This window comes from Mesorhizobium sp. WSM4821 (genome assembly GCF_055901555.1).
Genome location: NZ_CM148371.1, coordinates 1,324,832 through 1,345,365 on the forward strand (window position 1 = coordinate 1,324,832; position 20,534 = coordinate 1,345,365).

21 protein-coding genes are annotated in these 20,534 nt (G+C 63.6%); 11 read left to right on the forward strand and 10 right to left on the reverse strand.

What is annotated here, in order from left to right:
- Positions 1 to 136 precede the first annotated feature (136 nt).
- The 4 genes from mnmG (at position 137) to AC0NID_RS06195 (ending at position 4,459) form a co-directional block, all read left to right on the forward strand.
- Positions 137 to 2,011: a tRNA uridine-5-carboxymethylaminomethyl(34) synthesis enzyme MnmG gene (mnmG, locus tag AC0NID_RS06180; RefSeq protein ID WP_473451856.1), complete on the forward strand. Its 1,875-nt coding sequence runs from the start codon at positions 137 to 139 to the stop codon at positions 2,009 to 2,011.
- Entirely contained in the window at positions 2,008 to 2,640 is a 633-nt protein-coding gene (gene rsmG, locus AC0NID_RS06185; protein WP_473451858.1) for a 16S rRNA (guanine(527)-N(7))-methyltransferase RsmG, read from the forward strand. The genes mnmG and rsmG overlap by 4 nt, the downstream gene beginning before the upstream one ends.
- Positions 2,641 to 2,682: 42 nt before the next feature.
- Positions 2,683 to 3,483: a ParA family protein gene (locus AC0NID_RS06190; protein WP_473451860.1), complete on the forward strand. Its 801-nt coding sequence runs from the start codon at positions 2,683 to 2,685 to the stop codon at positions 3,481 to 3,483.
- A 91-nt stretch (positions 3,484 to 3,574) separates the two neighbouring features.
- Positions 3,575 to 4,459: a ParB/RepB/Spo0J family partition protein gene (locus AC0NID_RS06195; protein ID WP_473451861.1), complete on the forward strand. Its 885-nt coding sequence runs from the start codon at positions 3,575 to 3,577 to the stop codon at positions 4,457 to 4,459.
- 282 nt (positions 4,460 to 4,741) lie between these two features.
- Here the strand turns inward: AC0NID_RS06195 and holA are convergent, their stop codons facing one another.
- Positions 4,742 to 5,788 carry a DNA polymerase III subunit delta gene (gene holA / locus AC0NID_RS06200; protein WP_473451863.1) on the reverse strand — a complete coding sequence of 349 codons (1,047 nt, stop codon included), beginning with the start codon at positions 5,786 to 5,788 and terminating at the stop codon, positions 4,742 to 4,744.
- 310 nt (positions 5,789 to 6,098) lie between these two features.
- Here holA and AC0NID_RS06205 point away from each other — a divergent pair, with 310 nt between their 5' ends.
- From AC0NID_RS06205 to lpdA, 4 genes are all read left to right on the forward strand, one after another.
- Positions 6,099 to 7,331, forward strand: a complete 1,233-nt coding sequence (locus tag AC0NID_RS06205) for a thiamine pyrophosphate-dependent enzyme (RefSeq protein WP_473451864.1) — start codon at positions 6,099 to 6,101, stop codon at positions 7,329 to 7,331.
- A gap of 2 nt (positions 7,332 to 7,333) precedes the next feature.
- Positions 7,334 to 8,347: an alpha-ketoacid dehydrogenase subunit beta gene (locus AC0NID_RS06210; protein ID WP_473451866.1), complete on the forward strand. Its 1,014-nt coding sequence runs from the start codon at positions 7,334 to 7,336 to the stop codon at positions 8,345 to 8,347.
- A 3-nt stretch (positions 8,348 to 8,350) separates the two neighbouring features.
- Positions 8,351 to 9,724, forward strand: a complete 1,374-nt coding sequence (locus tag AC0NID_RS06215) for a dihydrolipoamide acetyltransferase family protein (protein WP_473451868.1) — start codon at positions 8,351 to 8,353, stop codon at positions 9,722 to 9,724.
- Positions 9,725 to 10,187: 463 nt separating this feature from the next.
- On the forward strand, positions 10,188 to 11,585 hold the full coding sequence (gene lpdA / locus AC0NID_RS06220; protein WP_473451870.1) for a dihydrolipoyl dehydrogenase: 1,398 nt from the start codon (positions 10,188 to 10,190) through the stop codon (positions 11,583 to 11,585).
- Between the two features lie 203 nt (positions 11,586 to 11,788).
- Here the strand turns inward: lpdA and AC0NID_RS06225 are convergent, their stop codons facing one another.
- Positions 11,789 to 12,892 carry a saccharopine dehydrogenase family protein gene (locus AC0NID_RS06225; protein WP_473451872.1) on the reverse strand — a complete coding sequence of 368 codons (1,104 nt, stop codon included), beginning with the start codon at positions 12,890 to 12,892 and terminating at the stop codon, positions 11,789 to 11,791.
- Positions 12,893 to 13,017: 125 nt separating this feature from the next.
- Between AC0NID_RS06225 and AC0NID_RS06230 the strand changes: the two genes are divergently transcribed.
- Positions 13,018 to 13,446 carry an Lrp/AsnC family transcriptional regulator gene (locus tag AC0NID_RS06230; protein ID WP_473452635.1) on the forward strand — a complete coding sequence of 143 codons (429 nt, stop codon included), beginning with the start codon at positions 13,018 to 13,020 and terminating at the stop codon, positions 13,444 to 13,446.
- Between the two features lie 9 nt (positions 13,447 to 13,455).
- Here the strand turns inward: AC0NID_RS06230 and AC0NID_RS06235 are convergent, their stop codons facing one another.
- Positions 13,456 to 13,941 (reverse strand): hypothetical protein, encoded by a 486-nt coding sequence (locus AC0NID_RS06235; RefSeq protein WP_473451874.1) that lies wholly within the window; start codon positions 13,939 to 13,941, stop codon positions 13,456 to 13,458.
- Between the two features lie 57 nt (positions 13,942 to 13,998).
- Positions 13,999 to 14,757, reverse strand: a complete 759-nt coding sequence (locus AC0NID_RS06240; RefSeq protein ID WP_473451876.1) for an SDR family oxidoreductase — start codon at positions 14,755 to 14,757, stop codon at positions 13,999 to 14,001.
- A 340-nt stretch (positions 14,758 to 15,097) separates the two neighbouring features.
- Between AC0NID_RS06240 and AC0NID_RS06245 the strand changes: the two genes are divergently transcribed.
- Positions 15,098 to 15,400, forward strand: coding sequence for a RidA family protein (locus AC0NID_RS06245; RefSeq protein WP_474033467.1), 303 nt, complete (start codon positions 15,098 to 15,100; stop codon positions 15,398 to 15,400).
- Between the two features lie 23 nt (positions 15,401 to 15,423).
- The gene (locus AC0NID_RS06250; RefSeq protein ID WP_473451880.1) at positions 15,424 to 16,659 is read left to right on the forward strand and encodes an amidohydrolase/deacetylase family metallohydrolase; all 1,236 of its coding nucleotides are present in this window, start codon (positions 15,424 to 15,426) and stop codon (positions 16,657 to 16,659) included.
- Here the strand turns inward: AC0NID_RS06250 and AC0NID_RS06255 are convergent.
- The 6 genes from AC0NID_RS06255 to AC0NID_RS06280 form a co-directional block, all read right to left on the reverse strand.
- Positions 16,656 to 16,892, reverse strand: coding sequence for a hypothetical protein (locus AC0NID_RS06255; RefSeq protein ID WP_473451882.1), 237 nt, complete (start codon positions 16,890 to 16,892; stop codon positions 16,656 to 16,658). The genes AC0NID_RS06250 and AC0NID_RS06255 overlap by 4 nt on opposite strands.
- A 27-nt stretch (positions 16,893 to 16,919) precedes the next feature.
- Positions 16,920 to 17,312, reverse strand: a complete 393-nt coding sequence (locus AC0NID_RS06260; protein WP_473451884.1) for a VOC family protein — start codon at positions 17,310 to 17,312, stop codon at positions 16,920 to 16,922.
- Positions 17,313 to 17,388: 76 nt separating this feature from the next.
- Positions 17,389 to 17,799, reverse strand: coding sequence for an SRPBCC family protein (locus AC0NID_RS06265; protein ID WP_473451885.1), 411 nt, complete (start codon positions 17,797 to 17,799; stop codon positions 17,389 to 17,391).
- The gene (locus tag AC0NID_RS06270) at positions 17,796 to 18,119 is read right to left on the reverse strand and encodes an ArsR/SmtB family transcription factor (RefSeq protein ID WP_473451887.1); all 324 of its coding nucleotides are present in this window, start codon (positions 18,117 to 18,119) and stop codon (positions 17,796 to 17,798) included. Before AC0NID_RS06270 ends, AC0NID_RS06265 begins: the two co-directional genes overlap by 4 nt.
- A 188-nt stretch (positions 18,120 to 18,307) precedes the next feature.
- Positions 18,308 to 18,694, reverse strand: a complete 387-nt coding sequence (locus AC0NID_RS06275; RefSeq protein WP_473451889.1) for an ester cyclase — start codon at positions 18,692 to 18,694, stop codon at positions 18,308 to 18,310.
- A 32-nt stretch (positions 18,695 to 18,726) separates the two neighbouring features.
- Complete coding sequence (locus AC0NID_RS06280) at positions 18,727 to 20,505, reverse strand: NAD(P)-binding domain-containing protein (protein WP_473451890.1); 1,779 nt, start codon at positions 20,503 to 20,505, stop codon at positions 18,727 to 18,729.
- Positions 20,506 to 20,534: the final 29 nt, after the last annotated feature.

Consider the following 20,534-nt stretch of genomic DNA (forward strand, 5'->3'; position numbering starts at 1 on the left):
CACGTGAAACGCTTCGCCGGGAACGGAAGGTTGATCGCCTCCGCAATGGTTGGCATGCGTATGAAGCGAGCCCTGTGTTCTTGACACCACGTTCTGACGGGGACATGTGTCGGCGACTTGAATTCGGGATTCTGAAATGACCGATCACTTTGATGTGGTTGTGGTGGGCGGCGGCCATGCTGGTTGCGAGGCGGCAAGCGCTGCCGCGCGCGCCGGCGCGAAGACGGCTTTGGTGACGCTGCGCTTCGATACGATCGGCGTCATGTCCTGCAATCCAGCGATAGGCGGCCTCGGCAAGGGGCACCTGGTGCGCGAGATCGATGCGATGGACGGGCTGATGGGGCGCGTCGCCGATGCGGCCGGCATCCAGTTCCGCCTGCTCAACCGCCGCAAGGGACCCGCAGTCCGCGGGCCGCGCACGCAGGCGGATCGCAAGCTGTATCGCCTTGCCATGCAAGCAGCGATTCGGGAGCAGAACGATCTCGACGTGGTCGAGGGCGAGGTTCTGGATTTCGAAATCGACAACGGGCGTATGGCGGCGGTTCTGCTGGCCGGAGGCCGCCGGCTTGCCTGCGGCGCCGTGGTGCTGACCACCGGCACCTTCCTGCGCGGGCTGATCCACATCGGTGAGAAGAAGATCGTTGCCGGCCGCATGAACGAGCAGGCCAGTCTTGGCCTGTCGGCGACAATGAGCCGCGCTGGCTTCAAGCTGGGACGGCTCAAGACCGGCACGCCGCCGCGGCTGGACGGAGGGACGATCGCCTGGGCATCGCTGGAGAGCCAGGCGGCGGATGACGATCCGGTGCCGTTCTCGCTGATGACCGACCGCATTGACAACCAGCAGATCCATTGCGGCATCACGCGCACGACGGCGGCGACGCACGAGCTGATACGCGCTAACCTCAGCCGTTCCGCCATGTATTCCGGCTCGATCGAGGGGGTGGGTCCGCGCTACTGTCCGTCCATCGAAGACAAGATCGTCAAGTTCGGCGACCGCGAAGGCCACCAGATCTTTCTCGAGCCGGAAGGACTGGACGACGATACCGTCTACCCCAACGGCATATCGACCTCGCTGCCCGAGGACGTGCAGCTTGAGATTCTGAAGACCATTCCGGGATTGGAGCATGCTGTCATGCTGCAGCCCGGCTATGCCATCGAATATGACCATGTCGATCCGCGCGAGCTCAAGCCCACGCTGGAAACCAAACGGCTCGGCGGTCTGTTCCTTGCCGGGCAGATCAATGGCACCACCGGCTACGAGGAGGCCGGGGCGCAGGGACTGCTCGCCGGCCTCAACGCCGCGCGGCAGGCATCGGCAAGCGATCAGATCGTGCTCAGCCGCACCGAAGCCTATATCGGGGTGATGGTCGACGACCTGACCAGCCGCGGCATCGCCGAACCCTACCGTATGTTCACTTCGCGGGCCGAGTTCCGGCTGTCGCTGCGGGCCGACAACGCCGATGAGCGACTGACGCCGCTGGCGATGAAGCTCGGCGTCGCTTCGCCAGAGCGAATGCAGCGCTTCAACGATGTCGCGCAAGACCTTGAGAATGCCCGGAAGCTTGCGCTCGGTTTTGCCATGACCCCCAACGAAGCCGCGCGCCATGGGCTCGAGATCAATAGAGACGGTGTGCGCCGCTCGGCCTATGAGTTGCTGGCCTATCCGGGTGTCGATGTTGCCTGGTTGGCACAAATCGCCCCCGAGTTTGGTTCCATCGGCACCAAAACGGCCGAACGCCTCGAAACGGAGGCGAAATATTCAGTTTATCTCGACCGCCAGCAGACCGACGTCACGCAGATCAGGCATGAGGAGAGCCGGCTGATTCCGGATTCGCTCGATTTTGCGTCGGTTCCGGGTCTGTCCAACGAGCTGAAGCAGAAGATGCTGGCGCGCCAACCGCGGTCCATCGCCGATGCTCAGCGTATGGAGGGTATGACGCCGGCGGCTCTGGCGATCATTGTCGCCCACGTCCGCAATGTCGAGGCTGCTGCGCGAAAGGATGTGGCGTGAACGCTGCCTCATGGGCCAGCCTGCAAGAGGTGGCCGGTCCGGTTTCACGTGAAACATTCGATCGCCTTGTCGAGTTCGAGACACTCTTCCAGAAATGGAATCGCCGGATAAACCTGGCCGCGCAATCGACGCAGGACGATGTCTGGCGCCGCCACATCCTTGACAGTGTGCAGCTGGCGCGAATCAAACCGGACGCGAAGCGCTGGGTCGATCTCGGCTCGGGTGGTGGTTTTCCCGGCCTTGTCCTTGCGTTCCTGCTTGCCGAGCGAGACGGCGCCAGCATCGATCTGATTGAAAGCAATCGGAAAAAAGCATCGTTCCTGCAAGCGATCGTTGGCCAGTTCAACCTGCCAGCCCGGGTCATCGCGCGGCGCATCGGCGATGCCTATCCACTTGTTTCGACGCCTCAAATCGTCACCGCCAGGGCGGTGGCGTCGCTGTCGACCCTGCTCGACCTGTCGGCGCCGTGGCTGACAACGGGCGCTCGCGGCCTGTTCCACAAAGGCCGGGATTACCGCGCCGAAGTGGCAGAAAGCACTCAACGATGGTCGTTCGATCTGGTAGAACATGCCAGCATGACCGACGCTCAGGGCGTCATCCTCGAACTGTCTGATCTGCGACTTGTGTGATCTGCTTATGGCGACCTCGGAATGAATTTCTGGCATAGACCCATGATGAAGACTGGCCCCCGAATCATCACCGTAGCCAACCAGAAGGGCGGTGTCGGCAAGACGACGACGGCCATAAATCTGGCCACGGCGCTGGCGGCGATCGGCGAACAGGTGCTGATCGTCGATCTCGACCCGCAAGGCAATGCCAGCACTGGCCTCGGGATCGACCGGCGCGACCGCACCGTTTCGTCCTACGACGTGCTGACCGGCGAACTGGATCTGGAGGCGGCGGCGATCCCGACGGCGGTGCCGGGTCTCTCAATCGTGCCGTCGACGCTCGACCTGCTCGGAATCGAAATGGAGATCGCGTCGGCACCGGACCGGGTGCTGCGGCTGCGCAATGCCTTGCGCGCCTCGGCCGAGCGCTCGGCGAACTTCGGCTATGTGCTCATCGATTGTCCGCCGTCGCTCAATCTTCTGACGCTGAACTCGATGGCCGCAGCCGATTCGGTGCTGGTGCCGCTGCAGTGCGAGTTCTTTGCGCTTGAAGGCTTGAGCCAGCTGCTGGAGACGGTTGAGCAAGTCCGCCGCTCAATCAATCCCGATCTGACGATCCAGGGCATCGTGCTGACCATGTTCGATGGGCGCAACAACCTCGCCAACCAGGTGGTGCAGGACGTGCGGGCGCATATGGGCGACAAGGTCTATGAAACTGTCATCCCGCGCAATGTGCGTGTCTCGGAGGCGCCGTCCTATGGCAAGCCGGCGATCCTCTACGACCTCAAATGCTCCGGCAGCCAGGCCTATCTGCAGCTTGCCTCGGAGGTGATCCGCCGTGAGCGCAAATTGCGCGCCGCCTGATGCATTTCGTCCGACAGTAGGAACCGGTTTTGGACAACGACATGGACGAAAACAAGAAGCCAATTCGACTCCGAAACGATCTGGACAGACAATGAGTGAAGACCTTTCAAGAAAAAGATTGGGGCGGGGACTGGCGGCGCTGATCGGTGAAATCGATCGCCCGACCGCGCCGGAAAAACAGAACATGGCGGCGGATGGCAAGGTGCCGATCGAGTTCCTGAGCCCGAACCCGAAAAACCCGCGCCGGCATTTTGGCGACGCCGATCTTACCGATCTTGCCCAGTCGATCCGCGAGCACGGCGTGGTGCAGCCGGTGGTGGCGCGGCCGTCGCCGACACAGCCGGGCCGCTACGAGATCATCGCCGGGGAACGGCGCTGGCGGGCGGCGCAGCGCGCCGGGCTGAGCGAGATTCCGGTCATCGTGCGCGATGTCAACGATCGCACCGCCCTTGAACTGGCGATCATCGAAAACGTCCAGCGTACCGACCTCAATCCGGTCGAGGAGGCGCTCGGGTACCAGCAGCTCATTGACGACCACGGCTATACCCAGGCCGATCTCGGCCAGGTGATCGGCAAGAGCCGCAGCCATGTCGCTAACACGCTGCGGCTGCTGAAGCTGCCCGGCGTGATTCGCGACATGCTGGTCGACGGCGCCTTGTCGGCGGGTCACGCCCGCACATTGGTGACGGCTGAGGATCCTGCGGGCCTGGCCAAACGGATCGTCGAGGAAGGGCTCTCGGTGCGTCAGGCCGAAGCGCTGGCGCAGATGCCCGCCGGCGCTCCAGCCGTAAAGCGGCAGGCCGCAGCACCGGCAGAGAAAGACGCGGACACGCTGGCCCTGGAAAAGCTGATGACCGACACGATCGGCATGGTTGTCACGATCGAGCACAAGGAGCGTGGCGGCGCGCTGCGCGTCGCATATCGGACACTGGACCAGCTCGACGAATTATGCAGACGGCTGAAGCAAGAGCGGTAGGTGCCTGAGGCGTTTATATTTTTAGCCGGCAAATAACCTTGTGGTTTAGGATTAAGCACGGCCTAGGCGGCATCTTCGTCCTTGGTAACACAACCTTCCTTTTTTCAGCGCTGGTGATCGGCGAATCGTCGAGGCTGCTGAACTCCCCCCTCGAGGGGAAACAGCCTGCAGGCCAGAGGGGCGTCTCACATCAAGCGCCGGCACCTTGCAGGAAGTTGGCGTTCCACGCGCTGCGACCACCCTCTGTCGCCTTCGGCGACATCTTCCCCCGCAAGTGGGAGATCAGTTGCGCTGCGCCAGCCTTGCGCTCTCCACAGCAATGCCGAGCAGCGCCTGCCGGGCGAGCGCGACCGTCAGATCCGGCCGTCGCCGGGTTTGCAGCACGGCGGTCTGCAAGCGGTTGAGAGCGCGGCCGAGCGCCTCGCTGGTCCAGCGCTCGAGCGCCTTCTCTACCAGCTTTCGCCGCGAGAAAAATACCGGCGGGCGCGCCGCGGCAACGACCGCTGCGGCGTTGCGGCCGCCCGCGTCCATCAGGCCGAGCATCGCCTGGATCGCCTGCAGCTGCCGCATCGCCGACGAAAGCACCAGGAAAGCTTGGCCGCCGGACTGGCAGTGGCGGGTGAAGGCCATGTCGAAATCGCCGATCTTGCCTTCGAGCAAGGCATCGACGGCATCGTCGAAGGAGAGGCCGGAAACGTCGCCCGATGTCGCCTTGACGTCGTCGAGACCGATTTCGGTCTGGCCATGGGCGTATAGCACCAGTTTTTCGATTTCGCCGCGCGAGGCCAGCCGGTCACCACCGAGGTTCCGGCGCAGCGCCTGGCGCGCCTCCAGCGTCATCGACATGCCGGCCTTACGCAATTCATCATCGATGACTGTGTCTATGTCGCGGGCTTCGTCGGCATAACACGGCAGGGCCATCGCGTTGTCGGCTGTCTCGACAATGGCGCGCAGGCCGACGTTCTTCTTCAGGTCACCGGCCTCGATCAGGATGATGGCGTCACGCGGCGGCTCCGCGGTCAGCGCCTTGATGTCGTCGGCAAGCGCCTTCTGGCCGGAGGCATTGCGCACCCAGAGCAGGCGCCGGTCCGAAAACATCGGCACCGTGCGCGCCTCGTCGAGCAGGCGGCCCTCGTCGCGGTCCACTTCCGAACCGTCCAGCCTGACCACCGAGAACGGATCGTCTAACGGCAGGCCGGTTTTGCCGGCAAAGGCTTTAGCCCGCTCGGCGACGAGCCCCCGATCGGGACCATAGAGCAGAACGATCGAGATGCGCGGATCGGGCCGCGCCAACCACGAATCGACCTCATAACCTTTCTTCTGTGCCATGGGTTCTGGTTAGCATGATGCGGGCGCGGGGTGAACGGCGCCGCTCCTCCTTCCTTCTCCCGCAAGGGAAGAAGGAAGGGGGCGCCGCGCGAGGCCTCAATCCGACGCGTTGTCTTATCTGGCGAGAAACCCGGCGCAATCAAGCGCCAAATTGCGCGTGGCGGCGGAAGATCGACAAGAAATTTCGCCGACATATCTGCATCTTGACGAGTGCTGGCTGCGGTTGTTGGCCCGAAGCCTTGCCCGACGAATTGGCACTGGTCTGGCGGTGTGCAAATATCGGGCCGGGCAACATTGGAGGACGAAGGTCATGGCCGATGCTGGAATGTTGCGCTTCCATGTGCCGGAACCGGAGGTGCGGCCGGGCGGTACGCCGGATTTTTCCAACGTGACCATCCCCAAGGCCGGCTCGGTGCCGCGCCCCGAGATAGATGTCGATCCGCGTACCATCCGCGACATGGCTTTCTCGATCATCCGCGTGCTGAACCGCGCCGGCGAGGCCGTCGGACCCTGGGCCGGCCTGCTTTCCGACGACGAATTGCTGGAAGGCCTGCGCCACATGATGACGCTGCGCAGCTTCGACGCGCGCATGCAGATGGCGCAGCGCCAGGGCAAGACCTCCTTCTACATGCAGCATCTGGGCGAAGAGGCGGTGAGCTGCGCCTTCCGCAAGGCGCTGGCGCCGGGCGACATGAACTTTCCGACCTACCGGCAAGCAGGGCTGCTCATCGCCGACGGCTATCCGATGGTCACAATGATGAACCAGATCTATTCGAACGAAGCCGATCCGCTGAAGGGCAGGCAGCTGCCGATCATGTATTCGTCGAAGGAGCACGGTTTCTTCTCGATCTCCGGCAATCTGGCGACGCAGTACATCCAGGCGGTCGGCTGGGCGATGGCTTCGGCGATCAGCAATGATTCGAAGATCGCCGCCGCCTGGATCGGCGACGGCTCGACCGCCGAGTCCGACTTTCATTCGGCGTTGGTCTTCGCCTCGACCTACAAGGCGCCGGTCGTGCTCAACGTTGTCAATAACCAGTGGGCGATCTCGACCTTCCAGGGCATCGCCCGCGGCGGCTCCGGCACTTTCGCCGCGCGCGGCCTCGGCTTCGGCATTCCGTCGCTGCGGGTCGACGGCAATGACTATCTCGCCGTCCATGCGGTGGCCAAATGGGCGGCGGAGCGGGCGCGCAGCAATCTCGGGCCGACACTGGTCGAATATGTCACCTACCGCGTCGGCGCGCATTCGAGCTCCGACGATCCGTCGGCCTACCGGCCTAAGGCCGAGTCCGACGCGTGGCCGCTTGGCGACCCGATCGTCAGGCTGAAGAACCACCTCATCCAGCGCGGCGTCTGGTCGGACGAGCGCCACACCCAGGCCGAGGCGCAGATACTCGAAACAGTGATCGCAGCGCAAAGGGAGGCCGAGCGCAACGGCACGCTGCATGCCGGCGGCAAGCCGTCGACGCGCGACATGTTCGAAGGCGTCTATGCCGAGATGCCGCCGCATCTCAGGCGCCAGCGCCAGCAGGCAGGGGTCTGACCATGCCAAGACGGACCATGATCGAGGCAATCCGCGACGCCATGGACGTGTCGATGGCGCGCGACGAGCGTGTCATCGTCTATGGCGAGGATGTCGGTTTCTTCGGCGGTGTCTTCCGCTGTACGCAAGGGCTGCAGGCCAAATACGGCAAAAGCCGCTGCTTCGATGCGCCGATCAGTGAATCCGGCATTGTCGGCTCGGCAATCGGCATGGCCGCCTACGGGCTGAAGCCTTGTGTCGAGGTGCAGTTTGCCGACTACGTTTACCCGGCTTACGACCAGATCGTCTCGGAAGCGGCGCGGTTGCGTTACCGGTCGAACGGCGATTTCACCTGCCCGATCGTGGTCAGGATGCCGACCGGCGGCGGCATCTTCGGCGGCCAGACCCACAGCCAGAGCCCGGAGGCGCTGTTCACCCACGTCTCCGGCCTGAAGGTCGTCGTGCCGTCCAATCCGCATGATGCCAAGGGTCTGCTGATCTCGGCGATCGAGGATCCAGATCCGGTGATCTTCCTCGAGCCGAAGCGGCTTTACAACGGTCCCTTCGACGGCCATCACGACCGCCCGGTGACACCGTGGTCGAAACATGAGCTCGGCGAGGTCGCCGATGGCCATTACACGGTCCCCCTCGGCAAGGCGGTGATCCGCCGGCTGGGCGCTGCTGTGACCGTGCTCGCCTATGGCACGATGGTCTATGTCGCCGAGGCGGCGGCGGCGGAAACCGGCATCGATGCCGAGATTATCGATCTAAGAACGCTGCTGCCGCTCGATCTCGAGACGATCGTCACTTCGGTGAACAAGACCGGGCGCTGCGTGGTCGTGCACGAGGCGACGCTGACGTCAGGCTTCGGCGCCGAGCTGTCGGCGCTGGTGCAGGAGAATTGTTTCTATCACCTCGAGGCGCCGGTAGCGCGTGTCGCCGGCTGGGACACACCCTACCCGCATGCGCAGGAGTGGGACTATTTCCCCGGGCCTGCCCGGGTCGGCCGCGCGCTCGTCGAAACGATGGAGGCCTGACTGATGGGTGAATATGTGATCAAGCTGCCCGATGTCGGCGAAGGTGTCGCCGAGGCCGAGCTGGTCGAATGGCAGGTCAAGGTTGGTGACCTCGTGCGCGAGGACGCGGTGCTGGCCGCCGTGATGACCGACAAGGCGACCGTAGAAATTCCCTCGCCCGTCGATGGCGAGATCCTCTGGCTCGGCGCGGAGATCGGCGACACGGTGGCGATCGGCTCGCCCATCGTCCGGCTGAAAGTGGCGGGAGAGGGTAATGTCAAGAATGCCGCGCCGCAGGACGTTGAGGCGGACTCCAAGATTGCCCCCACCCTTAACTTCTCCCCACAATGGGCAGGGGGACGAGCTTCGGCTCCCAAGGCCGATGCCAAACCATCCCCACCTTCGTCAGGAAGCGCTTCTGTGCGCGGAAGTGAGCCGACGACGGAATCCCCCTCCCCGGTTAGGGGTGGGGGCACTGCAGTCGGCAGGGGTACTGCGGCGGCCGGCGCACCCCGCCCCGAAGGTGAAAAGCCGCTGGCCTCGCCCGCCATCCGCCTGAGAGCGAAAGAGGGCGGCATCGACCTTCGGCAAGTCGCGGGAAGCGGCCCGGCCGGCCGTATCCAGCATGAGGACATCGAGGCCCTTCTGGCGCGCGGACCGCAGCTGGCGAAAGTCTCCGGCCTCGCCCGCAACGAGACGATCGAGGACATCAAGGTGATCGGGCTCAGGCGAAAGATCGCCGAGAAGATGAGACTGGCCAAATCGCGCATCCCGCATATCACCTATGTCGAGGAGATCGATGTCACCGCGCTCGAGGACTTGCGCGCGGCGCTCAACAAGGAGAAGCGCAGCGGCGCGGAAAGACCGAAGCTGACGCTGCTGCCGTTCCTGATGCGGGCGATGGTCAAGGCGATTGCCGACCAGCCCAACCTCAACGCGCTGTTCGACGACGAGGCCGGCATCATCCACCAGCATGGCGGCGTCCATATCGGCATCGCCGCGCAGACGCCTTCAGGGCTGGTGGTGCCGGTGGTCAAGCATGCCGAGGCGCGCGACATCTGGGACTGCGCCGCCGAGCTCAACAGGCTTGCTGAGGCGGCCAGGTCAGGCACGGCGACGCGGGACGAGCTTTCGGGCTCGACCATCACCATCACTTCGCTCGGCGCCATGGGCGGCGTGGCGACGACACCGGTGATCAATCATCCGGAAGTGGCGATCCTCGGCGTCAACAAGATGATGGTGCGGCCGGTGTGGGACGGCACCCAGTTCATCCCGCGCAAGATGATGAACCTGTCCTCCAGCTTCGACCACCGCGTCGTGGACGGCTGGGACGCCGCGGTGTTTATCCAACGGATCAAGACGCTGCTGGAGACCCCGGCGCTGATCTTCGTGGATTAGAGGCGATGGACGGAGGATTTGACTCTTTGACTGAACCTAAACGGGACTATGAACGGTCGCTGCCGGCCAGCCCCCAGCCGCCAATCTCCAACACTGGCGATTGGCTGCGGGCCACCCTGCCTTCGTCGTGCCAGGGCGGAGCGAACGCGAAGCGGAGTGCAGACCCTGGGATCCATGCCGTGACATCGGCCGAAGAATGCAGCGGCCCAGAACGACGCTCCTATCCGCAACAGCTTTTGGTGGCACCTTATGCCAAGCAGACAATGATCATCCCCTTCATCCCCCCGGGTGCGGAAAAGCACCGATTCTGGGCCGCCTTCACGTGTCGCAGATGTAACGGCATGGGTCCTGGGGTCTATACGCAACGTCGCTTCGCTCCTGCGCCGCCCCAGGATGACAATGGGGATGTTTCGGCTAGTCTCCAAGGTTGGCGATTTGCCAGAGCGACGAACCAGGTGATGACATGAAAGAAATCTCCTGCAAGCTGCTCGTCATCGGCGCCGGTCCCGGCGGCTATGTCTCAGCCATCCGCGCCGGCCAGCTCGGCATCGACACGGTTATCGTCGAGTTCGGCAAACCGGGCGGCACTTGTCTCAATGTCGGCTGCATCCCATCCAAGGCACTGATCCATGCGGCCGAGGAGTTCGAAAAGGTGTCGCACATGGCCGGCGGCAAAAGCCCGCTCGGCATCATGGTCGGGGCGCCGTCCCTTGACCTCGCCACGACCATAGCCTGGAAGGACGGCATTGTTAGCCGGCTGAACAGCGGCGTCGCCGGCCTGCTCAAGAAGGCCGGGGTCAAGACCGTGCATGGCTGGGCGAAATTCCGCGACGGCAAGACCGTCGAGGTCCAGACCGAGACCGGGATGCAGGTGGTCCGCGCCGAGACGGTGGTGATCGCGACCGGCTCGGCGCCGGTCGAGCTGCCGTTCTTGCCGTTCGGTGGGCCGGTGATCTCGTCCACCGAAGCGCTGGTGCTGAGCGAAGTGCCGGAAAGGCTTGCCGTCGTCGGCGGCGGCTATATCGGGCTCGAGCTCGGCATTGCCTTCGCCAAGATGGGCGCCAGGGTGACTGTGGTCGAGGCTTTGCCACGCGTGCTGGCACAGTATGATGCAGAGCTGACCCGGCCAGTCGTGAAGCGGCTCACCGAGCTCGGTATCGAGGTGCTTGTGGGCGCCAAGGCCAAGGGGTTGTCGACCAAGGGCGATGCGCTGCTGGTCGAGACGAAGGACGGCAAGAATGCCAAGATCGCTGCCGACAGGATTCTGGTCACCGTCGGGCGCAAGCCGGTGATCGAAGACTGGGGCCTGGAGCAGATCGATCTCGACATGGCAGGGAAATTCATCCGCATCGACGAGCAGTGCCGCACCTCGATGCGCGGTATCTTCGCCATCGGCGACGTCACCGGCGAGCCGATGCTGGCGCACCGGGCGATGGCGCAGGGCGAGATGGTCGCCGAGATCGTCGCCGGCCACAAGCGCAGCTGGGACAAGCGCTGCATTCCCGCCATCTGCTTCACCGATCCTGAACTGGTCACAGCAGGCCTGTCGCCGGAGGAGGCCAAGGCGCTTGGCGGTGAGATCAAGGTCGGGCTGTTCCCCTTCGCCGCCAATGGCCGGGCCATGACGAAAATGGGCGAGGATGGATTCGCGCGGGTCGTTGCCCGCGCGGACAACCATCTGGTGCTCGGCATCCAGGCGGTCGGCCAGGGTGTGTCGGAACTGTCGGCGGCTTTCGGCCTCGCGCTCGAAATGGGCGCCCGGCTGGAGGACATTGCCGGCACCATTCATGCTCATCCGACGCAAGGCGAGGGTTTTCAGGAAGCCGCGCTGAAGGCGCTTGGGCACGCGCTGCACATCTAGAGCCCCGCGCCTTCGTCATCCCAGGGCGCAGCGAACGCGAAGCGGAGCGAAGACCCTGGGATCCATGCCGTGACATCAGCCGAGGAATGCGGCGGAAACAGAATTCTGCACCTGCGGCAACGGCATGGATCCCAGGGTCTGCGCCGCGTCGCTTCACTCCTTGCTCCGCCCCAGGATGACGAAGGCGTGAGATCGCCGGGAACCTAGCTCGCCAGCCGGCTAACCATTTCATGCTGTGCGTAAGCGTGGCCGAAGCGATTGGCCAGGAAGGCGTCAAGGGCGATGGCCTCCTGCCTGACGAAGCCTTGCCCCGGCAAGGTGCCGTCGGCCAGCATGTCGAGCACCGCGCAGATGGCGGAGGCCGTGGTGATCTGGATGGCGCTACGCACCATTTCGCCGACGCGCCTGGCGTAGATCTTGTTGGCGTAGGTCTCCTGCAGCAGGCGGCCGTTCTTGCGGCCGCTGACGGTGACGAAGACGATGACCACGTCCTGCAGCGTTGCCGGCAGGGCGCTTTCGAAAATGTCCTTCAGCACGTCGCGGCGGTGGCGCAGGCCAAGGTCGTTGAGCAGCGCTTTCATGAACGCGGCGTGGCCGGGGTAACGGATGGTGCGATAGTTCAGCGTGCGCACCTTGCCCTTCAGCGTCTCGGCCAAAGTGCCGAGGCCACCTGAGGTGTTGAACGCCTCGTAGGTGACGCCGTCGAGCGAGAATTCCTCGCGCTCCTCGAGCGGCGGCACCTCGATCAGTTCGCCTTCGACGATCGCCTCGCAGGACTCGCAATATTCGTTGATGACGCCATCGGTGCTCCAGGTCAGATTGTAGTTCAGCGCATTCGACGGGTATTGCGGCAGCGCGCCGACCCGCATGCGCACGCTCTCCAGCGTGTCGAAGCGGCTTGCGAGATCGTTGGCGACGATCGAGATGAAGCCCGGCGCCAGCCCGCATTGCGGAATGAAGGCGCTCTTGGCCGAGCGCGCCAGCTCCTTGACGCGCCGGGTGCTGACGACATCCTCGGTCAGGTCGAGATAGTGGACGCCGGAGGTCGCCGCCGCTTCGGCGATGCGCGTGGTCAAATGGAAAGGCACGGCGCTGAGCACGGCGAATGTGCCGGCCAAGGCCGCCTCGAGGGTGCCTGATGCTTCGATGTCGAGTTCCAGGGTCGCAACGGTCGCGGGCAGTTCGGCCGCGCCGAGCTGTGCGACCGAGCGGTCGACGAGGGTGACGTGGTAGTCGTCTGTGGAAGCCAGCATCTCGGCGATGGTCGAGCCGATCTTGCCGGCGCCGACAACAATGATTTTCTTCATGACCGGTTCCCTCGCCCAAATGTTTGACCGCGAGGACATGATCGCAGCTTGCCTGTCGAAAGGAAGCGTGAAATTGTGCGAAACGAAATCAGTTTTTGAACAATATGCTGAAGGGTTTCAGCGAAATGCTCAGTGACGCCGAACAGGCCCTGCTCTCGCTGCTGCGGGCGAACGCGCGCGCTTCGACCGCCGAACTGGCGCGGCGGCTTGGCGTGTCGCGGACGACCGTGCAAAGCCGGATCGAGCGGCTGGAACAGCGCGGCATCATCACCGGCTATGGGGTGAGGCTTTCGCCGGATTACGAACAGGGACTGGTGCGGGCGCATGTCCTGCTCACCGTCACGCCCAAGCTCGCCGACAAGGTGGTGCGCAGCCTGCAGGCGCTGGCGCCGGTCCGGACGCTGCATTCCGTGAGCGGCAATTTCGACATGATCGTCATCGTCGACGCGCCGTCGATCAAGGACCTCGACACGCTCCTCGACCAGATCGGCGCGATGGACGGGGTCGAACGAACGTCGTCCTCGATCATCCTGTCGACACGGATCGATCGCTGAGCGGCAGAACTAGCTGCCGAGCGGATGCGGCATGTAGCCGACGAAACCTGATATCTTCCAGCTTCCCTCCACCTTGGTACAGAAATAGAGGGTTTGCCATTTCAGCGTCTCGGCGCTGCCGTCGGGCTTGGTGACCGAGCCATTGAACTTCTTGTGCAGCACGGCGCGGTCGCCGTCGACATCGATGTCGCGCATGTTGGTGATGCGAAACAGCGCCTCACGCAACGGTTCGGCGAATGTCGTCGCCGCGGTTTCCCTGGCCTGGCGCAGCCACTCGTCGCGATAGCTGCCAAGCGTTGGGAACTGCAGCCGCCAGGCGTCCGCATCGTTGAGGAAATGGGCGTGCATGCCGAAGAAGCTCGAGGCCACAAAATCGTCCTCGACCATCGACCAGTCCTGGCCGAGGAAAGCGTCGATGTCGCGGCGCACCAGCATCTCCCAGAGTGCATGGCGGTCGGCGTCGCCGGGCGGAAACGGGTTCTTGTCGAAGGTCACTTCTTGCTCCCCTGTCTCGCGATATTTTCGATCGGCTGAAGGCTCGACTTCAACCGGTCAACCGCCGATCTGATCCAGAAACGGCAGATTGCCGGCCATCAGGCCGGCGTCGACATTCAAAGTCGTGCCCGTGATGCCGCTGGCAAAGGGCGACGCCAGGAATACCGCGGCGCGGGCAACCTCGACCGGTTCGACCAGCCTGCCGAGCGGATAGAGCTTGACGACGGCGGCGAGGATCTCCGGCTTATGGGCAAGGCGATGTTCCCAGGCTCCGGTCCGGATCGAGCCGGGAATGACGGCATTCGCCCTGATGCCGTTGCGGCCTTCCTCGGTGGCGATGGCGCGCATCCAGGCGTTGAGCGCCGCCTTGGCAGCGGCGTAGGCGGGGTTACCGAAATGGGCCTGCGCGTTGACCGAGGAGATGAACACCAAGGCCGCGCCCTGCGGCTGGTCGCGCATGACGGGAAGCAGTGCCCGCGACAGCAGCGCGGCGCTGCGAAAGTTCAGACACATCTCGTGATCGAGAGCAGCCATCGAGACGTCGGCGAGCGTTTCCGCCCGCGTCCAGCCGGCATTCGAGATAACCGCCGCGGGGGCCGCCTTTTCACTGATGCGCCTGGCAAATGCCGCCACGGCGTCGTCATCGAGCAGGTCGAAATAGTGCGCCTCTTCTATCCCGGCGCCGGTCAGGTCGGTGCCTTCGCGATCGCAGGCGACCACCGTTGCACCGCAGGCAGATAAAACGGCGACCAGCGCGCTGCCGACACCGCCTGCCGCGCCTGTGACGACCACGCTTCGACCACCGAAATCGATCATGCGGCTCCTCGCCTGTTCCAGGTCCAATCCTCGCCTGCCGGATGAACCGACGCAATCATTCCTCGCGCAGGATGCTAATGCTCTTGTAATAAAGCAACATAAATTCCGAAAAATGTTGCTTTCCAACACGGCCTATATGAGAATCGCGCGGACCGGCGTAGACCTTCCGGCAGGAAACGGGCAAACCGGTGCAGCGAGAAAGCCCGAACCGCGATGACTTACGGCGATTGCCGGACAGCGCGGCAAGGCGCCAGTGTTTTTGAACAGGAGATTTTCCTTGCCCAAGCAGTGTTTTGGAACATCCCATGTGCCGCTGTCGCCAGCGGTCCGGGCCGGCAATATGGTTTATGTCTCCGGCCAAGTCCCGGTCGGCAGCGACGGCGTGGTGGTCAAGGGCGGCATCACTGAGCAGACCGAGCAGGTGCTTTCGAACGTCAAGGCAGCCTTGGCGCTTGCCGGCTGCACCATGGACGACGTGGTCAAGACGACCGTCTGGCTCGAGGACGCGCGCGATTTCGGCGCCTTCAATGCCGTCTATGCCAGGCATTTCCCAAAAGATCCGCCGGCGCGCACCACCGTCGAGTCACGCCTGATGATCGACATCAAGATCGAGGTCGAGGCCGTCGCCTACAAACCGGTCTGAAGACGGAACGGAGGCGGACGCCGATGCAATTTGATCTCCTGCTGAAGGGCGGCCGCCTCATCGATCCGGCGTCCGGCCTCGACGCGCAAGGCGACGTCGCCATCGCCGACGGCCGCATCGCCGCGATCGATGCAGATATCCCCTTCGACCGTGCCGCACGCGTCATTGATGCGACGGGCTCTATCGTCGCGCCCGGCCTCATCGACCTGCACAGTCACGTCTATTGGGGCGGCACGTCGCTCGGCGTCGACGCCGACCGCCTCGCCGCAAAGAGCGGAACCACGACGTTCATCGACGCCGGAAGCGCCGGCGCCGGCAATTTCCTTGGCTTTCGCCGCCACGTCATTGAGCGTTCGAAAGTCCGCATCCTGGCGTATGTCAACATTTCCTTTGCCGGCATTTTCGGCTTCTCGCAGACGGTCTCGGTCGGCGAGTGCAGCGACCTCGGACTGTGTAATCCGCGCGAGGTCGTCGCAGCGGCGCGCGAGCATCGCGAGGTGGTCGTCGGCGTCAAGGTCCGCTCAGGTCGCCATGCCGGCGGCACCAGCGGCATCGCCCCGGTCGATCTGGCACTCGAGGCCGCCGATCGGGCCGGCCTGCCGCTGATGGCACATATCGACGAGCCGCCGCCGGGCCGCTCGGAAGTGCTGCCACGGCTGCGCAGGGGGGACGTTCTCACCCATTGCTTCCGGCCGTTTCCCAACGCGCCGATCTTCGCCTCGGGCGCGGTGCGGCCGGACATGCGGCTGGCGCGCGAACGCGGCGTCATCTTTGACATCGGCCACGGCATGGGCTCGTTCGACTTCGCGGTCGCCAAGGCGATGCTCAGCGAGGGGCTGGCGCCGGACGTGATCAGCAGCGACGTGCATCTTTACTGCGTCGACGGTCCAGCCTTCGACATTCTGGTCTGCATGTCAAAGCTGCTGGCGCTCGGCATGCCGCTCGTCGAGGTCCTGCGCGCCGCAACACAACGGCCGGCGGAAGCGATCGCAAGGCCCGATCTTGGCAAGCTCACGGTTGGTGCCGTCGGCGACATCGCGGTGCTGCGGCTGCGTCCGGGACGCTTCACCTTTGTCGATGCGGTCGGCGCCTCGCTGGTCGCCGAGCAGAGGCTGGTCTCGGACGGTATCGTGATTGGCGGCACCTGGTGGCCGAACGAGGCGGTGGACGATCTTAGCGATACCGAGCGTTTCGAAGCGCATGGCCACGAGACGCATGTCGATGTCGCGAGCCGGCATTTCGGGCACAGCCACGACTAACCGTTCAGTCCCGTCGCGCCGGTGCGTTGTCCGCTGCGCCACTTGGCGGCAAATGGCAGCACGAACATGTACAGACCGGTGAACAACTGCAGGAAGAGCGGCGGCAGCGGCGAGTAGACCACCCAGGCCGGAGGCTCCCCCATACCCAAGGCGACGAAGTTGGCGATGACGGTCACTGTAAAGACGATCGACGTCCACCGGTGAATCTGCCGAACCCACATGTTCCAATTCATCAGGACCTCCTATTGAGCGAGCCCGCCCTACCAGCGCGCCAGCTGGGTGATCTGAATGAGGTTGCCGCAGGTGTCGCTCAGCTGGGCGATGGTCGATCCGGTTACCTCGGTCGGCGGCATGGTGAACTCGGCGCCGCGCGCTTTGATGCGCTCGTAGTCGCCCTTGACGTCGTCGGTGAAGAACATGACCGCGGGCTGGCCCTGCTGGAATATGGCTTGCTGGTAGGCCTTGGCCGCCGGGCTGTCGTCGGCCGCGAGTTGCAGCTCGGTTCCGTCCGGCTCATCGGGTGAGGCCACGGTCAGCCAGCGGAACGGACCATTGCTGAAATCGGCCTTCTTGGTAAAGCCTAGCACCTCGGTGTAGAAGCGCAGCGCCTTTTCCTGGTCGGTCACGTACACACTGGTCAACTTGATCTTCATTGGTGTTCCTCCATCGTCACGTTCGCGGCGTGACGCTTCGTAAACAGGGTCTGTCTTTGAATTGTGCCGGCAGACTTCAGTCTATCCGCGCCAAGAGCTGCTCCAGGTTTTCAAAGAACCTCGGCCAGCCAACCTTGGCGCCCCGGAAGTAAGGCTGCTGATCCAGTCGGAAGCCCGACTGTTCCATACGCAAATGGGCCCCCGTGCTCGTAGGGGTGAGAGTCCAGGTGACCACGCTCTTGAGATCCTTAGTATCCCACGTGTAAGTCAGCGTTCTGTTCGGCACGACCGTCTGGACCTGGCAATCTACAGCGCCCCAGTCCGCGCGAAGACTGAAACGGTGGTTCGCCACCGGCTTGAAGTCGTTCTTCATGAGCCACTCCTCGATCAGGTGTGGTTGCGTGAGCGCGCGCCAGATCTTCTCCGGCGGATAAGCGATCTCCCGTTCGACAACGACGGAGAGCGTTTCGGTCGATGTTTCGTTCACTGGTCCATCCTTTTGAGCAGGTCTTCGAGGTCGTCGAAGCGGCTCTGCCAGAACCCGGCCATCCGGCTTGTCCAGTCGATCAGCGGAGCCAGCGCGCCGAGTTGCGCACTATAGTGAGTCTGGCGACCTTCATGGCGATCGCGTACCAGTCCGGCCTGCCGCAGAACGCCGAGATGCTTCGACACGGCCGGTTGTGAGACCCCGGACTGAACCGTGAGGGCGCCGACCGTCTGTTCTCCTTCGCGGCACAGTCGTTCAAAGAGAGCCCGCCTGGTCGGATCGGCGAGCGTTCTGAAGAGCACATCGTGAGCGTTCGGCATTTGAGATCGATAACTTGTGGGCTATTGATTGGCGTATAACCGCTGAGATATGTGTTGGTCAAGTGGGTGCGTGATTTCCGGCAGGCCTGCCGCTTTGGCACCGTTCCGGAGTGGGCATCCCTGAATTTATCATGCCCCGCTGGTTATGCTTGGTCGTGGCGGGTGCGGTGACGAGATACGCGATAGTTCTAAAGTTGGGCTTCGATAGCCGCCTTGTCTATGACAGACCAGACCTGAACGATCTTTTCGGCGCGAAACTCATAGATCACATTCTCGGCAAAGGAGACTCTCTTCCCGTTTACGTCGAGGCCAAGGAACGCTCCCTTTGGCGTGCAGTCGAAGCCTAGCCGGCTAGCGATGTAAGGCGGATCGGAAATCAGCATCTGGACGTCGAAATAAAGGTCCGGAATTTCATCGAAGTCTCTCCGCAGCATTTCGAGATAACCTGATAACCCGACCCGGCGACCATTGTGGATCGCTTCATCATGGACGAACTGTCCCAGCTTCGGCCAGTCCTGCTTGTTCAGGCAGGCTATGTAGTCTCGGTAGATGGCGGAGAGATTGGTTTTGATCACCGCGATTGCCCTATCTGCCCTGGAAAGATAGCTTACTGCCCTGGCGCTCCGTAAACCGGCGTCGCAATGCCTTCCATGCGCGCCTTGATCTGCAGCGCCACGAATTTCGAATAGAAACGCGACAGTGCGAGATTGCCGCCGTGGAACCATAGCGCTTCCTGCGCCGTCGGCTTCCACATGTTGCGCAATTCGCCCTGCCACGGACCCGGATCGCCCCTGGTGCCGGAGCCCAGCCCCCAGCACGGGCCGACCCTGTCGGCGACCTCGCGCGAGACGATCGCTGCTACCGTCTCGTTCATCGATTGATAGCCGGTGCAGGAGATGATGGCATCAGCCGCCAGTTCGGTGCTGTCGTCGAACAGGATCCCGGCCGACGTCAGCGATTTGATCTCGACGCCGCTGCGGACGCCGATCTCACCATCGATGATCAGATCCGAGGCGCCGACGTCGATGTAATAGCCCGAGCCGGTGCGGTAGGCCTTCATCAGCAGCCCGGTCTCGTCGTCGCCGAAATCGATGGCGAAGCCTGAGCCGCGCAAGCGATCGTAGAATGCCGCGTCGCGCGCCTTGATGATGTCATAGAGCGCCCGCTGGCTTTGCGGCAGCAGCGCGAAGGGCGTCGACGCGACAATCATGTCGGCCTTCTCTGTGGATGTGCCGCGGGCCAGCGCATCTTCCGAAAAGATCTCGAACCCGACCTCCATCAGGGTGTCGGACTTGACGACTGTCGTCGGCGAGCGCTGGATCATGGTCACCTCAGCGCCGCTCTCCCAGAGGTCGACGCTGATGTCATGTCCCGAACTCGCCGCGCCGATGACGGCAACCTTCTTGCCGCGGAATTTCTCGCCGCTGGAATATTGGCTGGAGTGCAGGATCTCGCCGTGGAAAACATCGGCGCCCGGCAGGTCGATCCGCCTGGGCGGGCCATAGGCGCCGGTCGCAAAGACAATGTGCTTCGGCTTCAGCTTGATGCACTGGCCGGCTCGATCGACCTCGACCGTCCAGGCCTTCTCGGCCTCGTCGTAGGACGCGCTGACGCATCTCGTCGAGGCCCAGTAGTTGAGCTCCATGACGCGCGTGTACATTTCGAGCCAGTCGCCCATCTTGTCCTTGGGCGTGAACACCGGCCAGTTTTCGGGAAACGGGATGTAGGGCAGATGATCGTACCAGACCGGGTCGTGCAGCACGAGCGAGCGATAGCGGTTGCGCCAGGAATCGCCGGCTTGAGCGTTCTTCTCGATGACGATGGCCGGCACGCCAAGCTGCCGCAGCCGCGCCCCCAGCATGATGCCGCCCTGGCCGCCGCCGATGACCAGGCAGTAGGGCTGTTCAATGGCGCCGAGGTCGCGCGCCTCGCGCACCCTCGCCTCTGCCCAGGTTTCTCGATCCGGGTCGGCCTTGTGGCGGACGCCCAGAGGCCGCGCGGGTCCCTTGCGCTCTTCAAAGCCCTTGAGATCGCTCATCGCCGTGAACAGCGTTCGACACCGGCCCTCTGCCAGGCGCAGAACGCCCTGACCCCAGGCAGACGACGTTTCGAAGGTGAACCAGGCCTCGACGATGCCGTCGTCCGAGCTCGCCTCGCCGCTGAGCCAGGCGGTCGGCTTTGTCGTCGCCAGCGTGGCCTCCAGCATGTCGCGGATCGCCCCGCGGCCTTCCATGGTCTTGATGTTCCAGGTGAAGGTCAGCAGGTCGCGCCAGTAGCAGTCCTCGACAAACAGGTTGGTCGCGGCCTCGGCATCGCCCGCCTCGAGCGCACGGGCGAGGGAGGAAAGCCAGGTGGCCGCCTGTTTCGATGGTGCCATGTCGAGCATCTGTGTTCCTTCTTCCCTTCAAGTCGGCG

Coding starts and splice junctions, on each gene's coding strand:
- mnmG (WP_473451856.1), top strand. CDS start 137: ATGACCGATCACTTTGATGTGGTTGTGGTGGGCGGCGGCCATGCTGGT.
- AC0NID_RS06190 (WP_473451860.1), top strand. CDS start 2,683: ATGATGAAGACTGGCCCCCGAATCATCACCGTAGCCAACCAGAAGGGC.
- AC0NID_RS06195 (WP_473451861.1), top strand. CDS start 3,575: ATGAGTGAAGACCTTTCAAGAAAAAGATTGGGGCGGGGACTGGCGGCG.
- holA (WP_473451863.1), bottom strand. CDS start 5,788: ATGGCACAGAAGAAAGGTTATGAGGTCGATTCGTGGTTGGCGCGGCCC.
- AC0NID_RS06205 (WP_473451864.1), top strand. CDS start 6,099: ATGGCCGATGCTGGAATGTTGCGCTTCCATGTGCCGGAACCGGAGGTG.
- AC0NID_RS06210 (WP_473451866.1), top strand. CDS start 7,334: ATGCCAAGACGGACCATGATCGAGGCAATCCGCGACGCCATGGACGTG.
- AC0NID_RS06215 (WP_473451868.1), top strand. CDS start 8,351: ATGGGTGAATATGTGATCAAGCTGCCCGATGTCGGCGAAGGTGTCGCC.
- lpdA (WP_473451870.1), top strand. CDS start 10,188: ATGAAAGAAATCTCCTGCAAGCTGCTCGTCATCGGCGCCGGTCCCGGC.
- AC0NID_RS06225 (WP_473451872.1), bottom strand. CDS start 12,892: ATGAAGAAAATCATTGTTGTCGGCGCCGGCAAGATCGGCTCGACCATC.
- AC0NID_RS06230 (WP_473452635.1), top strand. CDS start 13,018: ATGCTCAGTGACGCCGAACAGGCCCTGCTCTCGCTGCTGCGGGCGAAC.
- AC0NID_RS06240 (WP_473451876.1), bottom strand. CDS start 14,757: ATGATCGATTTCGGTGGTCGAAGCGTGGTCGTCACAGGCGCGGCAGGC.
- AC0NID_RS06245 (WP_474033467.1), top strand. CDS start 15,098: ATGGTTTATGTCTCCGGCCAAGTCCCGGTCGGCAGCGACGGCGTGGTG.
- AC0NID_RS06250 (WP_473451880.1), top strand. CDS start 15,424: ATGCAATTTGATCTCCTGCTGAAGGGCGGCCGCCTCATCGATCCGGCG.
- AC0NID_RS06255 (WP_473451882.1), bottom strand. CDS start 16,892: ATGAATTGGAACATGTGGGTTCGGCAGATTCACCGGTGGACGTCGATC.
- AC0NID_RS06260 (WP_473451884.1), bottom strand. CDS start 17,312: ATGAAGATCAAGTTGACCAGTGTGTACGTGACCGACCAGGAAAAGGCG.
- AC0NID_RS06270 (WP_473451887.1), bottom strand. CDS start 18,119: ATGCCGAACGCTCACGATGTGCTCTTCAGAACGCTCGCCGATCCGACC.
- AC0NID_RS06280 (WP_473451890.1), bottom strand. CDS start 20,505: ATGCTCGACATGGCACCATCGAAACAGGCGGCCACCTGGCTTTCCTCC.